The sequence below is a fragment of the Enterococcus sp. AZ194 genome (genome assembly GCF_051713825.1).
GTDB lineage: Bacteria > Bacillota > Bacilli > Lactobacillales > Enterococcaceae > Enterococcus_K.
Genome location: NZ_JBIOQR010000001.1, coordinates 1,127,689 through 1,151,588, shown reverse-complemented (window position 1 = coordinate 1,151,588; position 23,900 = coordinate 1,127,689). Strand labels below are relative to the sequence as shown.

22 protein-coding genes and 1 tRNA gene are annotated in these 23,900 nt (G+C 37.0%); 4 read left to right on the top strand and 19 right to left on the bottom strand.

The annotated features are described in order from the left end of the window. Positions 1-159: 159 nt before the first annotated feature. The 6 genes from IGI37_RS05505 to IGI37_RS05480 form a co-directional block, all read right to left on the bottom strand. Positions 160-1,281, bottom strand: a complete 1,122-nt coding sequence (locus IGI37_RS05505) for a DUF4352 domain-containing protein (protein ID WP_438760440.1) — start codon at positions 1,279-1,281, stop codon at positions 160-162. Between the two features lie 576 nt (positions 1,282-1,857). Beyond that, the gene (locus IGI37_RS05500; RefSeq protein WP_438760439.1) at positions 1,858-2,388 is read right to left on the bottom strand and encodes a hypothetical protein; all 531 of its coding nucleotides are present in this window, start codon (positions 2,386-2,388) and stop codon (positions 1,858-1,860) included. After that, positions 2,378-2,782 (bottom strand): DUF7006 family protein, encoded by a 405-nt coding sequence (locus IGI37_RS05495; protein ID WP_438760438.1) that lies wholly within the window; start codon positions 2,780-2,782, stop codon positions 2,378-2,380. Before IGI37_RS05495 ends, IGI37_RS05500 begins: the two co-directional genes overlap by 11 nt. Positions 2,783-2,996: 214 nt before the next feature. After that, on the bottom strand, positions 2,997-3,191 hold the full coding sequence (locus IGI37_RS05490) for a cysteine-rich KTR domain-containing protein (RefSeq protein WP_438760437.1): 195 nt from the start codon (positions 3,189-3,191) through the stop codon (positions 2,997-2,999). A 1,023-nt stretch (positions 3,192-4,214) separates the two neighbouring features. Further along, positions 4,215-4,622, bottom strand: a complete 408-nt coding sequence (locus IGI37_RS05485) for an FMN-binding protein (RefSeq protein WP_438760436.1) — start codon at positions 4,620-4,622, stop codon at positions 4,215-4,217. Position 4,623: 1 nt separating this feature from the next. After that, positions 4,624-5,067, bottom strand: coding sequence for a MerR family transcriptional regulator (locus tag IGI37_RS05480; RefSeq protein WP_438760435.1), 444 nt, complete (start codon positions 5,065-5,067; stop codon positions 4,624-4,626). A gap of 804 nt (positions 5,068-5,871) precedes the next feature. Here IGI37_RS05480 and IGI37_RS05475 point away from each other — a divergent pair. Then, the gene (locus tag IGI37_RS05475; RefSeq protein ID WP_438760434.1) at positions 5,872-6,750 is read left to right on the top strand and encodes an oxidoreductase; all 879 of its coding nucleotides are present in this window, start codon (positions 5,872-5,874) and stop codon (positions 6,748-6,750) included. A gap of 448 nt (positions 6,751-7,198) precedes the next feature. Here the strand turns inward: IGI37_RS05475 and IGI37_RS05470 are convergent. The 12 genes from IGI37_RS05470 to sfsA form a co-directional block, all read right to left on the bottom strand. Next, a tRNA-Arg gene (locus IGI37_RS05470) sits at positions 7,199-7,270 on the bottom strand. Between the two features lie 277 nt (positions 7,271-7,547). Next, positions 7,548-8,732, bottom strand: coding sequence for a GNAT family N-acetyltransferase (locus IGI37_RS05465; protein ID WP_438760433.1), 1,185 nt, complete (start codon positions 8,730-8,732; stop codon positions 7,548-7,550). 143 nt (positions 8,733-8,875) lie between these two features. Next, on the bottom strand, positions 8,876-9,289 hold the full coding sequence (locus IGI37_RS05460) for a DUF3284 domain-containing protein (RefSeq protein WP_438760432.1): 414 nt from the start codon (positions 9,287-9,289) through the stop codon (positions 8,876-8,878). Further along, the gene (locus tag IGI37_RS05455) at positions 9,289-9,483 is read right to left on the bottom strand and encodes a DUF3188 domain-containing protein (protein ID WP_438760431.1); all 195 of its coding nucleotides are present in this window, start codon (positions 9,481-9,483) and stop codon (positions 9,289-9,291) included. The genes IGI37_RS05460 and IGI37_RS05455 overlap by 1 nt, the downstream gene beginning before the upstream one ends. 21 nt (positions 9,484-9,504) lie before the next feature. After that, positions 9,505-9,726, bottom strand: a complete 222-nt coding sequence (locus tag IGI37_RS05450; protein ID WP_438760429.1) for a hypothetical protein — start codon at positions 9,724-9,726, stop codon at positions 9,505-9,507. 111 nt (positions 9,727-9,837) lie between these two features. Further along, positions 9,838-11,244 carry a PTS sugar transporter subunit IIC gene (locus IGI37_RS05445; RefSeq protein WP_438760427.1) on the bottom strand — a complete coding sequence of 469 codons (1,407 nt, stop codon included), beginning with the start codon at positions 11,242-11,244 and terminating at the stop codon, positions 9,838-9,840. 129 nt (positions 11,245-11,373) lie between these two features. Next, entirely contained in the window at positions 11,374-11,664 is a 291-nt protein-coding gene (locus IGI37_RS05440) for a PTS lactose/cellobiose transporter subunit IIA (RefSeq protein WP_438763592.1), read from the bottom strand. 56 nt (positions 11,665-11,720) lie between these two features. Next, entirely contained in the window at positions 11,721-12,044 is a 324-nt protein-coding gene (locus IGI37_RS05435; RefSeq protein WP_438760426.1) for a PTS sugar transporter subunit IIB, read from the bottom strand. 136 nt (positions 12,045-12,180) lie between these two features. Continuing rightward, entirely contained in the window at positions 12,181-14,904 is a 2,724-nt protein-coding gene (locus IGI37_RS05430) for a sigma 54-interacting transcriptional regulator (protein ID WP_438760425.1), read from the bottom strand. A 66-nt stretch (positions 14,905-14,970) separates the two neighbouring features. Beyond that, positions 14,971-16,248: a DEAD/DEAH box helicase gene (locus tag IGI37_RS05425; RefSeq protein WP_438760424.1), complete on the bottom strand. Its 1,278-nt coding sequence runs from the start codon at positions 16,246-16,248 to the stop codon at positions 14,971-14,973. Positions 16,249-16,269: 21 nt separating this feature from the next. Further along, positions 16,270-17,271, bottom strand: a complete 1,002-nt coding sequence (locus IGI37_RS05420) for a Gfo/Idh/MocA family protein (RefSeq protein WP_438760423.1) — start codon at positions 17,269-17,271, stop codon at positions 16,270-16,272. Positions 17,272-17,292: 21 nt separating this feature from the next. After that, positions 17,293-18,021 carry a DNA/RNA nuclease SfsA gene (sfsA, locus tag IGI37_RS05415; RefSeq protein WP_438760422.1) on the bottom strand — a complete coding sequence of 243 codons (729 nt, stop codon included), beginning with the start codon at positions 18,019-18,021 and terminating at the stop codon, positions 17,293-17,295. Positions 18,022-18,157: 136 nt separating this feature from the next. Here sfsA and IGI37_RS05410 point away from each other — a divergent pair, with 136 nt between their 5' ends. The 3 genes from IGI37_RS05410 to zwf all read left to right on the top strand — a co-directional run bounded on the left by IGI37_RS05410 (position 18,158) and on the right by zwf (position 20,896). Then, complete coding sequence (locus IGI37_RS05410) at positions 18,158-18,502, top strand: DUF4828 domain-containing protein (protein WP_438760421.1); 345 nt, start codon at positions 18,158-18,160, stop codon at positions 18,500-18,502. Positions 18,503-18,707: 205 nt separating this feature from the next. Next, the gene (locus IGI37_RS05405; RefSeq protein WP_438760420.1) at positions 18,708-19,355 is read left to right on the top strand and encodes a metal-dependent transcriptional regulator; all 648 of its coding nucleotides are present in this window, start codon (positions 18,708-18,710) and stop codon (positions 19,353-19,355) included. Positions 19,356-19,369: 14 nt separating this feature from the next. Then, positions 19,370-20,896, top strand: coding sequence for a glucose-6-phosphate dehydrogenase (gene zwf / locus IGI37_RS05400; protein ID WP_438760419.1), 1,527 nt, complete (start codon positions 19,370-19,372; stop codon positions 20,894-20,896). Positions 20,897-21,102: 206 nt separating this feature from the next. On the opposite strand, the gene ileS is transcribed toward zwf, so the two are convergent. Continuing rightward, positions 21,103-23,898 carry an isoleucine--tRNA ligase gene (gene ileS / locus IGI37_RS05395; RefSeq protein ID WP_438760418.1) on the bottom strand — a complete coding sequence of 932 codons (2,796 nt, stop codon included), beginning with the start codon at positions 23,896-23,898 and terminating at the stop codon, positions 21,103-21,105. Positions 23,899-23,900 lie beyond the last annotated feature (2 nt).

Genomic DNA, 23,900 nt, shown 5'->3' with positions numbered 1-23,900 from the left:
TCACAGGAAATTATACACCCCTAAGAGAGATAGCAGATCAGTAAAATAGTATTATTATTGTCAAATATTTTAAAAATTGAAGAAAATCAGGCATATTTTGACAATATAGTTGAAAAGCACTCAAAACACTTTGATAGGAAATAAAAATTTATTCAATTTCTAACTATCTAATTCGCCCATGAAGCTTCTCACAAGATACTGGTACTCACTATTTCCACTAGAATCAGAAGAGTCAATCTGCCACTTATCTTTATTTTTAGTCAGCTTAATTTTGAAGCCATCCCCACTATCCATCATATCTGATGTCGAAATAGGCGTTACATTTAATTTGGTAGGTAATTGTTGAAGGAAAAACTTTTCCGCATCTTGGTAAACCTTATCGTAATCATCTTCAGAGTATTTTCCTTCATTTTCAGAGATAAACTTATCTTCAACAGATGTTAGATCAACATCATCTAGATTTATTGTTTCTGGTTTGATAAAAAGTACTACTTGATTAGGGAACATTGAACAAACTTTATAAGTAAGTTTGGCCTTTTTTTGATTCGCAGCTTCAATTTCTGTGACTAGTTTATTACACTCTTCACTGGAAGGCTTGTAGTATTCAAACATACTAGTCACTTCTTCAGCAAATTTTTGATTGAAATCATTGTGTTCTTTTACTAAATCGTTGGTTAAGTCACTACTCGTTTCTTCCTCTTTTTTCTGTTTCTCATTCGCGCTTTCTTTTTTCTTATTTAAAAATACTTGTGAGATATAGCTATCTACTGCTGTTTCGATATTTTTTGTGTGGTCAGTATAGTCTGCTGTATCAATTTGTAGCTCAATATCTTTTGATTCTGACTCCGAATCAAAGAGAATTGGAGAATAATGTAATTCATATTTTTTTTCTTTATCCACTTTGAATACGGCATATCCATTTAGATTTTTCCCACCGGATAGATTATCTCCAGAAAAACTTTTAAACGTATCATCATCCGAATAAATGTTCTCACCTGGTATTTTGTTATCATTTTCATCATACAATGTAAAATCTTCACTAGAAACACTCATACTTTCTTTTCCATTATTTTTAATGGATAGTTCTAAAGCTAAGTAGCCCTCATCCTCTCCAACCGTCTTTCCTTCCTCCAAGACATAGTTTCCTGATTTTACACTAATCGTTGCCTTGTCTGATTTGGCAGAAACACTTCCTTCAGTTGAATCTTTTTTTGCAGAGCCACAGCTAGCTAATAAAATAGCTGCTGACAAAATAATTCCTGATAAAACAATTTTTTTCAAAATAAATTCCTCCTAAAAACAAATCTGTTACGTATTTAAGCATATAAGAAATGGTATGAATTAAAAATCAGTAAAAGGCAATTAAATTTTCATTTTTTTTCAAAAAAAATAAATTTTTGATTCATAAACTAAAATAGACGGACAATAGTTTTCTGAATCGTAGCACTCTCGTTCATAATGAAACGTTTATTTATGGTTAGCCAACCGCGGAAAATCGAACAATGCGAAGAGACTGAGCTCAGAAGTAACTCCATCTCCAGCCTAAAATCATACTTTCTTTAATAGCTAAAAATAGCTGGTCAAGGTGACGATATATGAAGCAGAGATCGTGCACTTTAACTAGCTATTTTTAGGCGATATTATTCAAATTTTTTGTTATTTGGTGCTCTTTTATAATCTATCAATTGGTAGACATCATGTAATTCACTTTCGCTAAATATTACGATTTTTAGTGTCGTTTGTTGCCTACCATTAAATGCAGTTGGAGAATCAAGCCACATCATTTGAAATTGATTGTAATATTTACGATAAGTTAAATCCGTGTAAAATTCTGCCCCAACCTCTTAGCGTATCATGCTAAACTTTTACTTTCTCTAAATACTCCCAAACAATCGGCTCGCATAACTCTTGAATGATTTCGGGATCATCAAATTGATCAGCGGTAGTTACCAAAGCTACTATTGGTCCAACGATTTGAGCATAAGTGAGCAGTAATTCTGCAGAACATTTACTTTTTGTTTTATTGTCTGCAATTGATTCACAGAATTTCTTAAAAAAGAATGATTGTGTCTCTTCTAACGAATAACGATCCGTCGTTAGCGATAGATATTGAATTTTTTGTTCTTTCACATAACAATAAAAATTGTCCACAAAGTCATCGATGGTTCGATTTTTCAAAAAATATTTTTCTTCGATTCTTGTAAACATCAATTTGCTAGTGGCCGCTCGCAGCTCACTTATACTTTGAAATCCAACATATAATGGTTGTGTAGATATCCCTATCGACTTCGACAACCCTCGAGCCGTAATTGCACTAAGACCAGATTTTGTTGCTAATTTATAAGCTCCTTCTAAAATGAAATCAGAAGTGAATACTTTATCTCTCATGAATTTGTCCTCCTTTATACAGACAGCGATTATTTATAATAAATGGAGCGGGGATTTGCGAATTTTTGGAGATATTTAAAGCTTCTAAATAATACGTCTGACAATCCTTTTCTACGATTGCGATAACCTCGTCTTCTGAGCAATTATGTAAATTATTTTCTAGCCAAAAGAAAAACAGAATTTGTAGTTTTGCATCTAAGTAAAGAATCTTCATCAGACTATCTAAATAAGTTTCACGATGGACATTCGAAAGGACTGTTGAAAATTCCAGCTTAATCGATGCGTAGTAACTCAATAATTTTTTTTGTTCACATGGATTCATCTTTAAAGATTGATCGTAATCAGAAAAATAAGCTTCGACTTCTTGACTTGTTGACAGTCTTTCATGAACCATAATTCCCCTCCTTTTGCCTCTCCACATTTTGTAGTCGTTACAATACTCTATCCTTTGCATCTCAAGCATTAGACACCTATTCAGTAGCAGTTTGTTTTAATTACTCAATTCAACGAAAGAAAAATTCTACAATATCGCAAGCTAGTATTTTAGTTAAATTACTATTTTGACAATCAAAAAAACCAACAATATGGGTAGATGTATACTCTCCCTATTATTGGCTCTGCCTCTTTGTGTCTGGCTCTTTAATGACCGTTATTATGTTTTCTTTAATGTTAACTAAATTCTCTTGCTTGCATTTTGGACAAAACAAGGGGAAATTTTTCATTTCTGTATCAAATCGTATTTGAATTCGCGTTTTGTTATTACATATAGGACAGTATACCCAGCGACAATTTATAATTCCCACCTCTATTTTGCTCCTACTCTACACAACAAATACATAATATTCTCTGATTATTAGCAGTTGTTTCCTTTCTTATTTCATACTTCACTGCAAAGCGAACAATCAAACCACACTCTAAATAAATCAAATTCGTAAGAATAGAATATCTATTACACTCACCGCTTTTTTTATAGAACCTCCCTATAGCCTATGAACATTCATTGAATTACTGTCAGTGATAGTTTAACGATTTTCTGACTTCTATCTATAGACCTTTTTTTACCATAAATAACTCGCTTATTTCTTCTGTATGTAGCCCTCACTAACGTTTAACACAAACATTCTTTCGACTATCGGTCTATAGATATATCATAGTCGACCGATAGTCTATTGTCAATCCTTTTTTATTCATTACGAGTCCCTTGTTATTTAGCCATCAACATTAAAGCTTTCTTTAGCAATAATAGAGGAGACTGGGACAGAAATTTCTGTCCCAGCCTCTCTTTATTCAAATAAAAGGTGGGTACAAAAGCAACTCCATCTGCACGTTGTTCCGCTCTCAACAACTTCTACGCATGGGACATGCTAGAGTTGAAGGACTGCGTTCCGCTCTCAACAACTTCTACGCATAGGACATGCTAGAGTTGAAGGTCTTCACTCCGTAAAAACACTTCGATCTCATCAATCTCTAAAGGTGAAGCACCTTAAGAATTGAAGGACTCCGTAAAAACACTTCGATCTCATCAATCTCTAAAGGTGAAACACCTTAAGAATTGAAGGACTCCGTAAAAACACTTCGATCTCATCAATCTCTAAAGGTGGAACACCTTAAGAATTGAAGGACTGCGCAAAAAAACATACTCCTGGTCTGAACTTTTTTAAAGATAACTGACACTCAATCATCACTCAGAGTTGTCACTCAGATTCTCCAAAAGTCAAGATGAACGTTTTTAATACGGACAACTAATAATGTTTCCCTTTAGTTCACCGCTACTTGCCCCGTGCTAAATGGAAACATCTCAATCGCAAATCATAAAAAACCAATACTTATTTCTCGCTCAAGGCTAATTCAACTGCTTTTTGGATAACTTTGCTTGAATTAGTCGCTCCAGAAATTGCATCTACTTTTATTTTCTGTTGTTCGACCATATCTTCTTTAATTGCACTCGCTTTTTCTCCTCGATCATTATTATGATAAATATACTCAATATTCTGAATGTTGTGATTGGCAATTGTGACTTTGACTTTTGCACTGATAAAATCAACATCATACTCACCAATATACTCACCATCCTCAAGCGTCGCTAAATCGACTTCTTTAATGCGTAAATTTTTTATTGACTCCTGATACTTTTCAGTTCGATGCCAGTAATTAATACCAAACCCCGAAGCTCCAACGACAACAATAAACAATATAATTAAAACTACATTTCGCTTGCGTTTACTTTTTTTCATATCATTTTTTCTCCTCTAAATTATTGGCTTTTGTCTCTTCAAACAAATCCATGATTGTTTGCTCAAGCTCTTTTTGATTCAATTTATACAGCTCGTGTGTCTGAAAAAGTGGAAAAACATCCTCTAAAATCGTTACAACTTTTTTCAAAAACACTATTTGAGAGCGCATCATTTTTAAATTCTTAGACACCACGTCTTTTGCCAAATCATTGCAGTCAGCGCCGTCCTCCAAAACGTACAGTTTTGTTAAAATTTTTATATCCTCCAAAGAAAATCCTGCTTGCTTAAAGACAAGCACGTTCCTAAGAATATGGATATCTAAATCATCATACATTCGATAGCCGTTATCTGAGCGTTTTGTTTTAAGTATTCCTACTTTATCATAATAACGAAGGGTTACTTTACTGACGCCTATTAGCTCTGATACTTGTTTGATTGTATACATAACATTCTCCTCCTCAAATAAATGGTAACATTAAACTAAAGATTAATGTCAACAGTCATTTTGTATAATGATTAAAATCCTATATGAGCCTCACCGCTTTATATCACATATTATTGATTGTTTGATCGATTTTATCTTTTGCTTCAATTAAAACTTGTTTAAAGAAACCTTTACTTAGATCCAACTTTTGGTTAAACACGTCTATGTCTGGATTTTGAGTTTTGGATAATTGCTATTTACTCAGGTGACATAGTTTGGAAGTATAACTTGAGTTTATCTTTGTGTAAAAGTACCCTGATTCAATAAATCAAATAAGTCGTAAACATTGAAATGACTGTTACTAACAAAAACACCGAACAATTAGAAATTATGATTTGTATAAAATGAAGAAAGTCTGGATACAGTCATAACTAGCCTTATAAAAAAGGAGAGTAGGACATCGATATGATAAATTTACATATCCTATTTATCAGTAAACTAATGAAGTATCTATTACCCGCTATGGTAAAAAAGAAATCGGGACATAATATTAAACATTGCTTCTACAGGGGCTTATATTCCCTGTACAAATGATACCGTCTATACGGCTACAAAATCCTATACGCTATTCTTTTCAAAAGGCTTATTACAGAACTAAAAGAAATCGGGGTTTATGTTACAATCGTTTGCCCAGGGGCCATAAAAACAGAATTCGCTAAAAAGCAGGAATTGACCATTCATTGTTATTTAAGGTAATGGTTATGAATCCAGAACAGGTAGCGAAAAAGAGCATAAATGAAATGATGAAAAAGAAAAGAAAAAGAAATGGGTTCTCAAGTTGAAAAAAATATTCTTATCACTGGTACAGGAGGGCTGGGATATGAATCTGCAATTTCTTTAGCAGGTGCAGAAGCAAATGTTATTATAGCAGGACGTAATGCCAATAAAGGTGCAATAGCTGTGCAAAACATTAAAAAGAAATATCCTCGTGCAAAAATAGAATTTCAAAAAATTGATCTTGCCGACTTATCTTCAATAGAAAAGTTTGCAAAAGTGATTAAATCAAAATATGATAAAGTAGATGTTCTCATAAATAATGCAGGCGTTATGGCAACTCCAGATAGAAGAATTACCAAAGATAATTTTGAGCTACAGCTTGGAACAAATTATCTAGGACATTTTGCCTTGACAGCACAACTTCTTCCACTTCTTCGCAATAGTAAAAATGCTCGTGTTGTAACTGTTAGTAGTATGGCTCATCGTTCTGGAGAAATTCATTTTGATGATTTGCAATTAGAACATAATTACAATCCCAATGTTGCGTATTCTCAATCTAAATTGGCATGTTTGATGTTTGCTCTTGAACTTCATAAACGTAGTGTTGCTTCGAATTGGGGAATTATCAGTATTGGCGTTCATCCTGGTGGGGTTGCAACAGATTTAATGGATAATGGTCCTGGTAAAAATTTTTACACTAGATTAATTTCTCATACGCTTCAAATGCCTAGCCAAGGAGTTAGAGCTTCTTTACTTGCCGCAACATCACCAAAAGTTAAAAGTGGTTCCTTTTATGGTCCAACAAAACTCATGGAAATATATGGATATCCTAAATTAGTGAAACCTGCAAAACAAGCCTTAGATGCTAATGTATCCGCAAAATTATGGGAGTTATCATGCCAACTGGTTAATGTAGACTTCAAGTAAAAAATAGGTGGTGAAGATAGAAAAGTAAATGCACAGAAATTTGAAATAGCTTTTTACGCTATGAATCGTGATTTACGAGATGTAAAACCATCAAAGGAAAAGAAAGAAGAAAGTATTGCCCTTTCTGGCTTAATTAAACAACTGAAAGAATCACCAGATTAGCAAACACATGGCACACTAATATCTGCTCAAAAGCAATCTTGGCTTACTAAAATAAAAGAAACGAACCGTTTGATTCGTTTCTCTGCTAATATTCCATTAGCAAATTCTTAGCAAACAGGAAAATCACTACAAACAGTTCGTTTCCAATTAGCAAGAAATTACAGTGAATGATTGGGTGGAATTTAGCTTTCATATTTCTTATGAGGATTTTATTCTTTTTAAAAATAGAAAGTATAAAAAAGCCGAAACACCATATGAATAAAGGGTTTCGACGAGATTCCAATAACACCCCTGACCAGAATTGAACTGATAATTGACCCTTAGGAGGGGTCTGTTATATCCATTTAACTACAGGGGCATATTTAATTTTTCATTAGCAAATTTGCTATTTTCATCCTCTTAGGGATTGGAGGACATTCCCCTTAGGAAGGGTCTGTTATATCCGCTTCACTACAGAGGCATTGTTTTGTCTGTTTTCAAAAGAAACATACTAGGTTATTCTAATGCAGGGATTCGAAACTGTCAATTCATCCCTCATATTTACTTGCATATTGTACATACGTCCTTCTTTAAAAATAAGGAAATAAATCATTGAGCGCTATCTTAGGCAATAAAATGATTTATTTCCTTGCTGTTTAGAAATAATCTTCTAACGTCGGTTGTTTCTCCACTACATAATTAGAGATAGTCGCTAGCGCAGCTTCATCGCCGACTATTCGATTATGAAAGACCAATTCATCTGCTTTTCTGTAGCCAAACAAAAGCTGTGTTATTGCTTGGATATCTCCATTGATTGCAGGCACATCTGCATCTAAAGAAAGCTTCACTACCTGTGTCTTTCCATCATCAGAGATTTGCACATGGTAGGTCCCTTCATTCCATTGGGCAAATGGATCTTCGGTTACTTTCAAATAAAATTCAGTGGCCTTTCCTTGTTTGAATGGATATTTTTTTAGGAATCGTTCCATGTTGATGATTCTTCCCATCATCTCCGGGCGAAGAGTCATAGTCAAGCGAGCACTAGGCAAAAGGTAGTTTAAATTACTTCCTGAATAGGCAGACTCATACTGAAACTCTTGGAAAGCTCCGCTATGTGAGCCAATGAAACCAATAAGCGCACGAAATGCTGTATCGTTTAAGTAACCTAGTTCATCAATAATGTAGCTACCACCTTCTAATCGATACACGATATATCCTTCTATTTCACCATTTTCAGTCTCATACTGTGCAAACTTTTTCCCTGGCTTCATCGCAAATTTATAAGTAAGCCACCACTCGTCACGCTTTAGCCCTCCACGATGATGAACTGGCATCGCTTGATAGATGGCAAGAAGATTCTCTTTTATTTCTTCATAATTCACACGTCTCATTTTTCCAGGGACCTTCCCAACATTCGGCCATTCAGAAGAAGGAAGCTTGTACATCATTCGTTCAAACAACAATTCATACCCGTATCGACGATAAAAAGGATACGAGAAGGGAGCCAGGTAAGACAAATCAATCTTTTGTTCATTTAAATCGTTCAAAAGATGAGTCATCGTTCGATTAATCCCACCTTGGCCCCGATACTCAGGATAAGAAGCAACAAACCCAACTCCCGCCATACTATAAGATTGCCCGTGAAAATTGATTGTAAAAGGAGTCGCCATCACTTGGCTAGTTAGTGTTTTCCCATCTAAATCCCCATAGTTGAAAGAGTGTTTAGCTAAGACATCAAAACGTTTTCGGGATTGTTCAAATTCTTGAAAATTAAACGCATAAGCAGCTAAATCAAACATTTGTGGAATATACTCGTCCGTTAACTTTTTTGCTTCATTCATAGGATTCCTCTTTTCCGACTGATAAAAATTGTTCGAACACATCGAATCTTTCGTTTCTTATTCAGATTTTATAATATGTACAACTCTATCAGACTAGTTAAAATAACCAATAAAAAATAGAAAAGGCGTCAAAATAGACCCCTTTAATATGATTCCTCTATCATAGTCAACATTTTTTTTAATTGACGCTTTTTGAAAAAGCCTAGGACCATTCCCAGTAGGAAGTCATTTGCTTTTTGAATGAAACCAAATGATTCCATCGTTTCAGTATAATGAACTTCACAGCTTTTTTCATCAATAGGACGAATCTCATATTGTACAACATAAGAATTGCGAGTTGTTGATGTTCGAAAATGATAAGATTGGTTTTCAATAAATTTATCTATTTTTATTCTCGCCCGACTATCTTTAGAAAATTGTTTAACATATTCATAATTGCGTAATTGTTTTCTTGTAAGTGTTTTTCCTGTTGCTTTTCGAATATCAAAAATAACTGAATCGACAATCTTATCAAAGAAAAATTCTGTCGGAATATTTAATTTTTTCACAATCTCCATTACTTCTTACCTCCGTCCTCTTTTTTCTTAAGGTCTTCTTTCTTCTTGCCTTTCATGAAAAAAAAGACACCTAATCCAATGAGAGTAAATCCTGTCACCATACTTAAAATATCATATTGAAGGTTTTTCGGATTTAGGCTGTATAAAATAATCAAAAAGCCGATACTACATAAAAATAAACCATTCTTAATCATTTTCATCCGTCCAATCTTTTTTTAAACCGCCGCTGCTTGGAAGAAAAGAACACTTCCCCAAGGTTCTGCTTTAATCAATTCTTTGGCTTTTTTTGCCGCCTCAGCTTTGTCTGCAGCAGTTGTTTCAAAAATTAATTTGATTCCTTGTTTTTCTTTAAATGTAAAAGAAATTCCTTCTTCATTGTACGCTTCTAATAAATCTTTAATTGCATCTTGTTGCATCGCGCTTGCTATACTAATCATTTACGATACCTCCTTTTTTATTCATTGTATCAGTCTCTACATACTAGTTCAAATAATTAAAAAGCGAGAACCGCCGCCCCGCAAAGGTTATAGCGGTTCTCACTATATAGTTTATTCACTTAATGCTGGATCTACTTTATTTGCTGCAAGTACAAATGGTGTCCAAATCGCAAACGTAGCAAGCATACTTACTAATGTGACCACTGGTGCACGCCAGTCAGCACCTGTTGCTAAGAATGAAAGTAAGAATGGTGGTGTTACCCACACTACTTGTTGTGATACTGGATTTACTAATCCAAACTGTGTTGCATAGTAACCAATTGCTACCGCAACCACTGGAGCGACTAGGAATGGAATGAATAACAGTGCATTAAGCACGATTGGCAAACCAAACATAGCTGGTTCATTAATGTTAAAAATACCAGGTCCTGCAGATAGTCGTGCAACAGTTAGATAGTCTGCACGTTTAGAGAATAGTAATATGGCAATAATCAATACGATTGTACCACCTGAACCACCAAACCATGCAAATGCATCCCAAGAACCACGTACCCATTTGTAACCATCCTTTAATACTGCATCCATACCGCCTTCTTGGAATAAGTTCACGTTTTTCAATTGAGCAACGCCGAATACACCTTCCAAGATTGGTGCAAGTACGTTAGGTCCATGAATACCGAAGAACCAGAAGATTTGTACAAATAATGTAACAATTACAACTGCACCAAACCCTTGAGTCATACCCAATAGTGGTTTAGCAATTGTTTCTTGTAACCATTCAATAAATGTTACGTCGACAACTTTAGCAAACAACCAGTAGAAAATGCCTGCTGTATAAAGTGCAGCAGTTGCAGGAATAATCGCAGCGAAAGCTTTTGATACTGCAGGTGGTACTGAATCAGGCAATTTGATTGTCATATCTGCTAACATTAATTTTGCAAAGATAACAGTAGCAACAAACCCGACAAGCATAGCTGTAAAGTAAAAATTACTATCCATATTACTTAATGGAATCCAGCCCCAAGCACCCACATTTAATTGATCAGCAGTTGCAGACCATCCAGATTTGTCAGTAGTTGCATTGATTGCATCCATAAGTTCAGGGCTAACAACAACATCTTTTAATGAAGATGAGAAAGAGTAAGTTACCCCAGCAATTGAAGCAGCTAATGATACAATACCACCAGCTAAATCATTTACTCCGTATGCACGAGCTAAATTATACCCCCAAGAGAAAGCAAAAATTACCCCAGCAATTGCTAATGTCCCATTCCAGATAAATCCATTAATTTGAATGATTTCTTTAATAACTGGAATCGTATTTCCATCATACCCTTTGACAAATTGTGGTGGTAAATCACGAATAATTGCGTTAAGCATAACCGCCACGGAGCCGGCCATTGTTGCTGGCATTGTTCCGATAAAGGCATCACGCAAAGCCACTAAATGTTTTTGCGAACCAATTTTTGCTGCAACTGGAAGAATGTACTTTTCTAACCATGCTGTTAATGCATTCATTTTAAAATCCTCCTATAAGTGTTTTTATATAAGGAAGCCTGGGCTTCTTTATAACAAAAATAATAAAAAATCCGTTCAAAAATTTTTTATAAGGCTTACTTTTCTTCCCGTTCAAAAAAGAAAAGGTAGTTATTTTTCGTCGATACGACGGTATAAAGCAATAATCTCTTCAGCTAAATCTGTAAAGGCAATCGCTGTCATTAAGTGATCTTGACTGTGAACAGTTAAGAGGGTCACTTCCATATGATTTCCTTGTGCTTCTTGTGTTAACAAACCAGTTTGTGAGTGATGTGCTTCCACTAATGAAGCTTTTGCATCAGCAATTTTTTGATCAGCTTCTTCGAAATTCCCTTTTTTTGCTGCTGCAATTGCTTCCATTGCATCACTTTTGGCGTTCCCACCGTACATAATTAAGCCCATGATTGCTTCTAAATTCTTTTGATCTTCCACTTGTCTTTTCCTCCGAATCTCAAATATTACTTGTTGTCAATTAATGATTCGGCCTGCGCTAATACTTTTTCGCCGTTCATCATGCCATAATCTTGCATGTTAATAACATCTAAAGGAATTCCTTTAGGTGCTAATTTTTGCTCAAATTGCGCTTTCATAAAACGAACTTGTGGGCCTAATAATAAGACATCGACATTTTTTGCTTCCAAATTATTGTCTGCATCTGATGCTGATACAGCAAAGATATCTGCTTCGATTCCTTTTTCTTCAGCAGCTTTTTGCATTTTTGTAACTAGTAGGCTTGTGCTCATCCCTGCGGAACAAACTAACATGATTGTTTTTTTAGCCATTATTTTCCACTCCCTTTATAATTTTTGAATACACTATATATTAATGCAAGAAGCGTGCCAAAAATAAAATAGACCAAAAGAGCTTGAAATCGCTCTTTTGGTCTATACAGATTGTGTACACACTGCCTATTTGAAATTACACACTGAATTTGTGTGTAACATCCAAATTACTTTTAATTTTATTCTCGATAAACATTTGAGCCAAGTAAGCAATCTCATCTTCTGAGATAGACACTCGATAGGCCTTCTCAACCGCCATCAAATTGGTTCGAACGACATCAGACTCTAGACGGTATTTTTTTAAAAAGTCGGAAAGATTGGTAAATACCCGACTTTCATCGCCGTTTAGTAGCCCATCAATCAAGAAAGCCAAATGAATGACGATGCCTGCATCAACACCAGGCTCAACAATCACATGCATATCCGTTTGAATCTGATGAACAGTCTTTTGAAGAATCTGAATCAATCGTTGTAATGAAGAGACGTGCATGATCGTTCCTTGTAAAGAAGAAACAATTTTTTCAACAGGAATCTCATCGCCCGCAATTCGTTTTAAGATATTCAGCTTCTCATCATTAAATATATCTAACGCAGAGAAGAATGGAATATTCTGATATTCGACATCAACGGTGCCAGCGATTGCTTTGATCTCATATTCCTCCATCAAACTATCGATATGTTTTTTGAAGGACTCACGCTCAATAAATTGCATCTGAATAATCTCAACTTTACTTTCGTCAATCACAGGAACAATTCGTTCATATAGTTTCGCCGCCACACCTTCACCAGTAAAACAAGTCACAATCACGGCTTTCTTAATCTCTTCTCGATCTTGAGGAATGACCTTGAACTGTTGACGAACAATACTTTCAAAGGACATCTGAATGTTTTGATAGATATCTTCAAGGCTTCGTCCAATACTAGCCATTCGAATCGCTTCTAAAACAATCATCGTACTCGACATGGTGATGGCCTTAGTTCTGATGCCCGTTTCTTCATAAATCATGTTTCCAAATGAATTAAGAGAGCCCATATCTGTTAATAAAAGCATGCCATTGGTTAAATGTTCTTTATTTTTCTTTACATAATACAGTAATTGGTCATACATCGTTTGGACTTCCATCGTCAAAGACATGTTCATGGCAATCCCTGAATCAATCCCCAGTAACTCCTGAGCCGTCTCTAACATACTTGAAGCGGTAGAGCTACCATGCATCAAAACAACAACGCCCACTGTGTTTTCCTTAATCTGTTCTCTTTCTCCCACATTAATTGAAAGGAACATACTGATAAAGCCAATCTCATCAAAGGGAATTTCTATTTGTTTTTCTTCTTCTATAATAGCCGATAAATCGATAGCTACTTGAAATTCTTTTTTAAGTTTTTTTCGAACAGTATTTAAATCTGGATGAACGATCACGTGTCCTTCTTTGACTCGTTCTATCGTACTTTGTAAATGAAGGGCAAACGCAAATCGGGCCTTCTCATTGTATCGTCTATCCAACCGCTTCTCTGCTATATCATACAAACGATTCGTCAGATCCCAAATATCACCCGGTAAAAGCTCTTTATGAATCTCACTTTGCGCCAACTCATCCACATAGGTTTGAAAATACGCATCGACGTCCCCTGAGATCAATGACTCCAAATCAATGTTTTCAAGGCCATCTTTTGAAAGAGAAGAGACTTTTTCCTCAATCTCATTATAAACCTGCATGTCTCTTTCTGGGTCCTGTGACCAAACAACCTCTGATGAACCTGGCTCAAAAGTTAAATAGTTACTTTTTCCGTCTGCAAAATAGTCCAAACGATCTGGTAACTCTTTGACTCTTAGCAAGCCTTTTTGAACTTGGAGAGACAAATCTTTTTTGTAAATGACCAAACGCTTCTCATCATGTGTTCGATAATGCAGAAAGGCTTTGGCACAGACGAGTTTTAGATCCCGTTTAATCTGTCCGATATTGCCTTCTGCTTCATATAACATAAACGCTAAGATTGCATCTCGTTCCACGTCAATTCGTTGGTTTAACCGATTGGCCTCTTGTTTAATAAACAAAGAGATAATCTCATAACGCTCATCCAATGAACGTGATGCCAAGTTAGGTAACGTTATAGACATAGGAATTCGTCGGTTAAAGGTCGTCAAGAAGGTTTCTGAAGACTCAGTTGTCGCCCCTATAATCTGTACGGAAGCGTGATACACTTGTTCACTTTCCCCCAAAGGTCGATAAACACCTTTATCAATGAACGTAAACAGCATCTCTTGTCCTTCTGGAGGTAATCGATGGATTTCATCCAAAAAAAGAATCCCACCATCTGCCTTAGCCATTAATCCCAGACTATCCTCAGTAGCTCCTGTATAAGCCCCTTTTCGAATCCCAAAAATATGTCCAAATAAAAGCTGTGGGTTTTGCGCATAATCCGCACAGTTAAACGAAATGAATGGTGCATCATTTTCTAAGGTATTCGAATCAACAGCAAAATGATACATACACTCTGCGAACATCGACTTTCCTGTTCCCGTCTCCCCAAAAATAATAGTGTGTAATCCTTTGGGTGGGTAAAGAATTGCCGCCTTAGCCTGTTGGATACTCACTTTCAACGAATCATTGGCACCAACCAAATTATCAAATGTGACCTCACTCGAATGATCTACATACTCGCTTTTTTCTTCATCTACCATTGAATAAATCACTGGCCGACCACTTGATTTGGTTATTTTTTGTTCTTTATACAGCTCGCTAAGGTACCTGCTTGCATTGCTACGATCGATTTTTAGAATTTCTGCTACTTCTGCAGCTGTCATTCCTTGTTTTTTTTGTTCTAGAGTTTTCAATATCTCGCTTTTTCTTGAATTCACAAAAAGCCCTCCTATTTCGAAACGCATTCATCTACATAGTAACACAAAAACAAGAAAAAAAGGCGCTTATTTGCGCCTTGCTCCTTTGTTCTTTTGATTCTTTTGTTTCTTCTTCTTTTTGGTTTGTGGTGTCTCTGAAAATTTGTGTGTAGCTTTTATTTGCTTTTTTTCTTTTTTTATGATTTTAGTGTGTGACTCACGAGGGCCTTCCTCAGATGCAGGTCGTTCAGTGTGTAACTGCCCCCCATGGAGGAAAACCTCTGATAAAGAAATCCCCATCGTCTTCGCCAAACGTTTCAAATCATCAATCGTTCCTGGTGACACTAAGTTTAGAACCACGCCTTTGGTACCCATTCGCCCAACTCTTCCAGAACGATGAATATACCCTTCTTGCGTCATCGGAATATCTGCGTTCACAATGTAAGGCAGCTTCGGAATATCTAACCCTCGTGCCGCAATATCCGTTGTTAACAACTCGACTAGTCTTCCTTCTCTAAACTGTTGAATCGCCATTTTTCTCATTAACTTGTTCTGATCAGAAGCTAGACTGGCCACTTCAACGCCGTGATGTAACAGCTTCTCTTCTGCTGCCCCCATATCGCCAACTTGGTTAAAGAAGACCAATGCTTGAAACGCATCCAAATAGGCGAGACGTCGTAAGATATCAATTTTTTTTCTCTCGGTTATTCGTAAATAGACATGACGAACCTCACCTTGACTATCGTCCTCGGCGGTCACATCAATCACTTTGATTGCGCTATCCTTTAGCATCTGAATCGTTTCTAAGGCTCGATCTGCTGTTGCCGAAAAGAAAGCCAGCTGATAGTCAACAGGCGCTTGTGTCAGGATTTGTTTGGTTAGGTTCTCTGTTCCCTCTTGAAACAGCTGGTCCGCTTCATCCATAACAATCGTTTGAAATAAATGCGCCTTAACTTTTTTCTGTTTCATTAACTCCAGCACACGTCCAGGCGTACCAACAATTACTTCCGGTTTCTTTTTCAAGTTTTCAAGCTGCCTTTTGACATTTGCCCCACCAATTAACGGTTGGACCTTTAAGCCAATTTCTGCAGCCCACACTCTTGCAACCTCGGTTACTTGGATAGCTAACTCTTGTGAAGACGTCAAAATCAATAATTGATTTGCGTTTCCTTGTTCAACATTCATTAATAATGGCAACAGATACGCCAAAGTTTTCCCAGAGCCAGTCGGTGAAATCCCGACTACATCCTTTTTTTCACGTAAAGGTGTAAAACATTGCTCTTGTATCGATGAAGCTTTCATAAAACCAGAAGCTTGCCATTTCTTTTGCCAAACCTCTGGAAGTTGTTCTTTATAATCAGTCATAAAATTAATAGTTCCTCTTTCTCACTTGCTGTCGGCATCAAACGTGATTCCAGCACTTTTTCGTAAATTGTAAATCACTTGATTCACATTTCTAGCTAACTCGACCCACTCTTCATAGAGAACGCCATATTTTTTATCAGTCGGATGAGCAATTACTTTTGCAAATGCCCGGGCTTCCTCAACCATTGGATTTTTTTCGGTCGATAGCTCAATTTTTTCTCGTTCTTTGTGAGCCCTATCATGATAAACAGCCTCTTCTATAGCATTCACGCCGTTTAATACGAGCGTTCCTTTATCAAAATAGATTTCAGAGGTCGCATAAGAATCCCCAATTTTTCCAGGTTGAATCGTTACATCAAACAAATCATACCGGAGAATCCCCCAGCCCAAACCATCCACACCAGTCACAACCGGTCGGGCAAAGTAATGAACCTCATCTGGCATACCAAACCAAGCAACTGCCGCATAGACGAGATAAACGCCCAAATCCATTAACGCCCCTCCAGAAAAATGGGGAGAAAAAATATTGGGTTCCTGGCCATCAAGTACTTGGTCATACCGAGAAGAATATTTCATGTACGTAAAGCTCGCACCTAAAATCTCATTTTTTAAGGGAAGCAACTCACGAATTTTTTGGAAGCTTTGTTCGTGGAAGTTTCTTGCCGCTTCAAAGAAAAAGACGTGCTGAGCATTTGCTAGACGAATGATTTCATCCATTTCTTCTGGCGTTGAAAAAGCTGGTTTTTCAACGATTACATTTTTCTTAGCCAGTATTGCTTCTTTGGCCTGCTCAAAATGCAAGCTGTTGGGTGATGCAATATACACCGTGTCCATGTGCTGAATCCCGAAAAATGTTTGTAGATCTGTTGCATATTCAGCTTCACCAAAGGGCTTGGCAAATGCTTGAGCTGTTTCTAGTTTCCTAGAGTAAACCGCGGTCAGCTCATATTCCTTCGTTGATAATGCGGCCTCAACAAATTGTCCACTAATCCAATTCGTGCCAATAACACCTAAATGAATCATTTATTTCCCCTCATTTCAATTTCATTTATTTGGGTCTTCAAATGGATATTCCAATTGAAAGCTAATCTTTTCTTTTACTCGAATTTCTCCTGGGGTTACATGACAATTATACGCTAAAACTTGCAGTCCGTCTTCTTTTCCTCTTCGAATGGCCTCAAAAAGTACCGGCTGCATCTCTGTATGAATCGTCGCAAGCGCAACTTCTTCAAATTGAATAATAAAAAGCACATAACATTGATAACCTTCTTTTTGTGCTAAAGTTAACTCTTCCACATGCTTTAACCCTCGACTTGTGGGTGCATCAGGAAAGGCCCCTATTTTTTTGTTTTCTAAGGTCATTCCTTTCACTTCAACAAAAACCTTTTCATTCTGGTCAGACTCTAGATAAATATCAAACTTAGAATGTTGATAAGTTACCTCTCGTTTTAACTGCGTGATTGTCCCCTTGAGTCCAGGTAATTGAATTTCACCTGATAATAATCCCTCTGCCGCCAGTGCATTAGGAATTTGACTATCGATATTGATCCAAGCCGTCCCTTTTTTGACTGCCACCAAGTCATAAGCTGTCTTTCTCTTTTCACTTGGACAATGGACCAACGCAACCTCAGCTTCTGGCAAGAAAACTTCTCTTCCTCTGCCCGTATTTTTTACATGAGCAACCACTTCTTCTCCTGTCTCTAATCGACAATGAGCGATAAAACGATTGGGCCGCTCTAGAAATCTCGCTAAACAAACATTTGCATACTCCACAACCTTCACCTCCACTCTATCGTAGCATAAATGATGAAAAAAAACTTCTTGCTCAGACTTTTGACTGATGTATTTTTAAATTAATTTGGTATACTATAATAGTAACGAACAGTAATGATAAAGGAGTGGCTTTAACTTGAAAAAAAGATTTCCTCTATTATTAGGTGCCTCTTTACTTGGTCTAGCCGGCTCTCTAATATTGCGCAAAAAAAATCCCAGCTCTTCAGAAGATTACTCACTTTTTATGGGAGAGTGGCGTTTTTATGATAAAAGCAAGGAGCTCCACACCCTGCTAATTAACAAAGATTATTCTTTAGTGATTGATGAGCACCCTGTTAAGACAATCTTAGTTGAATTAAATATAAACCGACTTGTTTTCCAAGATGAATACGGCTATCACTTAATTATGGAAGCAGCCAATGAGCAGGCCGCCTACTTTTATGACGAAGCGGATGACGAACGATACAAGCTGTACAATTAATTTTGGCAATCATTCAATAATAATCAGTAACATCTACAAACTTCTCAAGGGATTTGTAGATGTTTTTCGTTCTAAGCTTTGGCTTGTCGTTTTATTATCAGAAAAATCCGATTTTATGCCAATTTTTCTATTAAAAAATAGTCAAAGGTTCATTTTTTTGATACACTTAAGTATGATGGTTTCTACCATGAAAGGATGGCAAAAGATGACACCAAATCGTGAAGATTATTTAAAACTCATTTTAGAACTAGGAGGAGACGAGAATAGCATAAGTAACAAACAAATTGTTTCTGGCCTAGGTGTATCGGCTGCTTCCGTCAGTGAAATGATTTCAAAGCTTGTAAAAGAGGGGCTTGTCGAACACTCGCCATATAAGGGCGCGCAGTTAACTGAGGACGGCCTAAAAAAAGCAAGTTCTTTAATTCGTAAACATCGGCTATGGGAAGTTTTTCTAGTGGAACACCTAAACTTCACTTGGAATGAAGTCCATGATGATGCGGAAGTGCTAGAACACGTGACCTCAACTCATCTTGCAAAACATCTCGAGGAGTATCTCAACCACCCAACTTATTGCCCACATGGTGGAATGATTCCAAAAGAAGGACAAATTATTCATGAAAAACTACGTAAAACACTAGCTGATTATCCAGTAGATACAAAAATTCGTATTGCGCGTGTGCTTGATGAAAAAGATTTACTCGACTATTTGGTCTCGATTGACTTGAATATTCATGATGAATTTACGATTAAAGAAATCGCCGCTTATGAAGGCCCAGTAACTCTGGAAAATGGGCACAAACAAATCGCTGTTAGTTACAAAGCAGCTAGTACAATTTTTGTAGATAAATTATAAAAGGAGCAACGACTATGGCAAATGAAAATACCGTACTTTTCACCATTTTTGGTGGAACTGGTGACTTGGCTAAAAGAAAACTATATCCGTCTTTATTCCGACTTTATAAAAAAGGCAATCTGCACGCAAACTTTGCAGTAATTGGAACGGCACGTCGTGAGTGGAGTGATGACCATTACCGTGAAATCGTTCGTGAAACGATTCAGGACTTGCAGCCAACAGAGCAAGAAGCACTTGATTTTTCAAGTCATTTTTATTATCAATCACACAATGTAACTGACTCAGATCACTATGATACGTTAAAAAACTTATCCGATCAATTGGACGAAAAATATGGTCTAAACGGCAATCGCCTGTATTATCTTGCTATGGCTCCTCAATTTTTCGGCACAATCGTCTCACATTTAAAATCTCAAAAAATCATGACGGAAAACGGCTTCAATCGTTTGGTCATTGAAAAACCATTCGGCGCTGACTATCAATCAGCTTATGAATTAAATCAACAAATCGGTTCTGTTTTCCCAGAAGAAGATATTTTCCGAATCGATCATTACTTAGGCAAAGAAATGATTCAAAATATTTCCGCTATCCGCTTTGCCAACAACATTTTCGAATCGCAATGGAACAATCGCTATATTGATAATGTTCAGATTACCTTTGCTGAAAGTCTTGGTGTTGAAGACCGTGGTGGCTATTATGAACATAGTGGTGCCTTAAAAGATATGGTTCAAAACCATATTTTACAAGTTGTTTCTCTTCTTGCTATGGAACCGCCTGTTGCCTTTTCAGAAAAAGAAATCCGGACGGAGAAAGTTAAAGCGTTAAATGCGATTCGCCTTTATGATGAAAAGGAAGCTGCAACGAACTTTGTGCGCGGCCAATATGATAACGGTGTGTTAGATGGTCAAACCTACGTGGACTATCGACATGAAGAGAATGTCTCTGAGGCTTCTGAAACGGAAACATTCGTTGCTGGGAAATTTATGATTGATAACTTCCGTTGGTCAGGTGTCCCTTTTTATGTCCGTACCGGCAAACGTCTGACGGAAAAAGGAACCCGAATTAACATTGTTTTCAAACAAGTCCCTGTTAATGTATTTAAACCTTCTGTAGATGGAACTTGTGAGAACAGTGATCTTCCACCAAACGTTTTAACTATTTATATTCAACCAACTGAAGGTTTCTCAATGACACTAAATGGAAAAGAAGTCGGTCAAGGCTTTAATACTTCTCCTGTCAAACTGGACTTCCGTCACAGTGCTGAAACAGTCAGCAACAGTCCTGAAGCCTATGAAAAATTGATTTTGGACGCGCTCAATGGGGATGGGACGAACTTCTCTCATTGGGATGAAGTGGCTCAATCTTGGCATTTGGTCGATGTTATTCGTTCTGTTTGGGACAAAACAACTCCTGATTTTCCAAACTATGCAGCTGGAACAATGGGCCCACAAGCAGCCTTTGATTTATTAGAAAAAGACGGTTTCGAATGGATCTGGCAACCAGATGTTTGGTACCGCGAACGTGGCAAATTAGATAAATAAACAGACAAGTCCTTCAACTACCTCTAAACAATCGGTAGTTGAAGGGCTTTTTGGTTATCTATATTGCGACAAAAAAATCGATTACTCATCCTCAACCCAAAAAAGCTGAAGATTGAACAGGTTTCCTTTCAATCTTCAGCTATCAAATTCCTATCATCAATCCCATTTGACAAAGAACCTATCAAATGGTCAACCGGAAAGTTTACTTACTCTTCAAAGCCTTCTGCAACAGCGTCAGGATAGTTTTCTTCGACAATATGGGCACAACGTCCGCATAGATGTGGTAATTTTTCATCTGTTCCTATATCTTTTCGTACTTGACGACAACGATCACAAGTTTCGCCATCTGCTTTTTCAACTAGAATAGCGACATCGTCAAATTTCACTGCTTTATCAGGAGCTGCTTCACCTTCATCTGCAATCGCAAAGTAATCAGGAGAAACAATTAATAGCTGTGTTAAATCAGCATCCACTGCCGTTAGTAATGTCCGAACCTGCTCATTTGGATAAATTGTCAGCTTCGCTTCAAGAGACTTTCCAATCAATTTTTCATTTCGAGCTTCTTCCAACGCTTTTAGAACCTTATCTCTAAACACCATGAAGGCTTGCCATGTGTCTAATAATTCTTCTTGGTTCGCAAACTCTTCATAGCCTGGAAATTCAGCTAATTGAACAAAGTCTTCCTCTTCCTTCAAGAATGACCAAATTTCTTCTGTTGTATGAGGAATAATTGGCGTCAATAATTTGCTTAACGCAACAGCCGTTTCATAGAAAACTGTTTGCATACAGCGACGTTGGTAATCTCCTTCAGCTTCGATATACACCACATCTTTTGCAAAATCTAAATAGAAAGATGAAAGCTCAACTGTTAAGAAATTGATTACTGTTTTGTAGATGTGAATGAAGTTATATTTATCATATCCTTCTTCACGAATTTCTTTAATGACTTGATTCAAACGAACCATCATATATTTATCAACTGAACGTAATTCGTTGTATGAAACAGCATCTTTGTCTGGTTGGAAATCAGTTGTATTGGCTAATAAGAAACGCATTGTGTTACGAATCTTACGGTAGACCTCAGAAACTTGATTCAAAATATCCATAGAAACACGGACATCTGATTCATAATCCACACTACTTACCCACAAACGAAGGATGTCTGCACCCATTTGTTTGATTACTTTATCTGGCAAAATTGTATTGCCTAAAGATTTACTCATTTTACGACCTTCGCCATCTAACGTAAAGCCTTGAGACAAGACTGCTTTGTATGGTGCCACACCATTAATCGCCACACTAGTTGTGATACTTGAGTTGAACCAGCCACGATATTGGTCAGAACCTTCCAAATACATATCCGCTGGGAAAGTTAAATCAGGACGTTGACGTAATACGGCTTCATGTGAAGAACCTGAGTCAAACCAAACATCCATAATGTCCGTTTCTTTTGTGAATTCTCCATTTGGTGAAGCAGGGTGAGTGAATCCTTCTGGTAATAACTCTTTTGCTTCTCGCTTAAACCAAACATTTGAACCATGTTCAGCAAACAAGTTGGCTACATGTTCAATTGTTTCAGGTGTAATAATTGGTTCACCGTTTTCTGCATAAAAGATTGGCAGAGGTACACCCCATGCACGTTGTCTTGAAATGACCCAATCCCCACGGTCACGAATCATGTTATATAAACGCATTTTGCCCCACGGAATAATCCAATCAACTTTTTCAACTTCATCTAAAATGTTGGCACGGAATTTATCGATTGAAGCAAACCATTGTGGTGTCGCACGATAAATAACCGGTTTTTTGCTACGCCAATCATGAGGATAACTATGCGTAAAGAAATCAAGCTTCAATAATGCGCCTTTTTCTTTCAGTAATTCAGTAACCATTGGATTGGCTTTGTCATAGAAGACACCCTCAAACCCAGGAGCTTCCTCTGTGAAGATTCCTTTATTATCAATAGGAGAAAGAACCTCTAAGTTATATTTATGCCCAGCGATATAGTCATCTTCCCCGTGTCCTGGTGCTGTATGAACGAGTCCAGTACCCGCATCCAAAGTGACATGGTCTCCTAAAATCACTAACGAAGTTCGATCATAAAACGGATGTTGAGCTTCCATGAACTCCATATCTTTTCCACTGATTTCGTTGAGAACTTCGACGGATTCCCAACCAATCGCTTCTTTGACTGTTTCAATAAGATCTTTAGCAATCACTAATTTACGACCATCTGCATTGACTAAAACATACGTATAATCTGGATTGACTGCAATTCCTTGGTTAGCTGGTAATGTCCAAGGAGTCGTTGTCCAAATAACAAATGATGTATCTGTATCCAGAATTCCTTTACCATCCTTCACTGGAAATGCTACATAGATTGAAGCTGATTTAACATCTTTATACTCAATCTCTGCTTCTGCAAGTGAAGATTCACTTGAAGGTGACCAATAAATCGGTTTTAAGCCTTTATAGATATAGCCTTTTTCAGCCATTTTCCCAAACACACGAATTTCAGCCGCTTCATAAGAAGGAGTCAATGTGATATAGGGATTGTCCCAATCACCAGAAACGCCCAGACGTTTGAAGTCTGCTCTTTGTGTGTCGACTTGTGAGCGCGCATACTCTTCGCATTTTTCGCGGTACTCAGCTAAAGTCATTTCTTTTCTTTTAATTCCTTTGTTGGTTAGCACTTGCTCGATAGGCAATCCATGTGTATCCCAACCAGGAACATACGGTGCACGGAATCCAGACATTGATTTTGACCGAACAATGATATCTTTACTAATTTTGTTTAATGAGTGTCCTAAATGGATATTTCCGTTTGCGTATGGAGGGCCGTCATGTAAGACAAAGGTTGGTTTTCCCTCGTTTAATTTTTGACGACGACCATACAGATCATTTTCTTCCCATTCTTTTTGCCATTCAACTTCTCGGTTTGGTAAATTTCCACGCATTGGAAAAGCTGTTTTTCCTAATTGAAGTGTCTCTTTCATCTTCATAG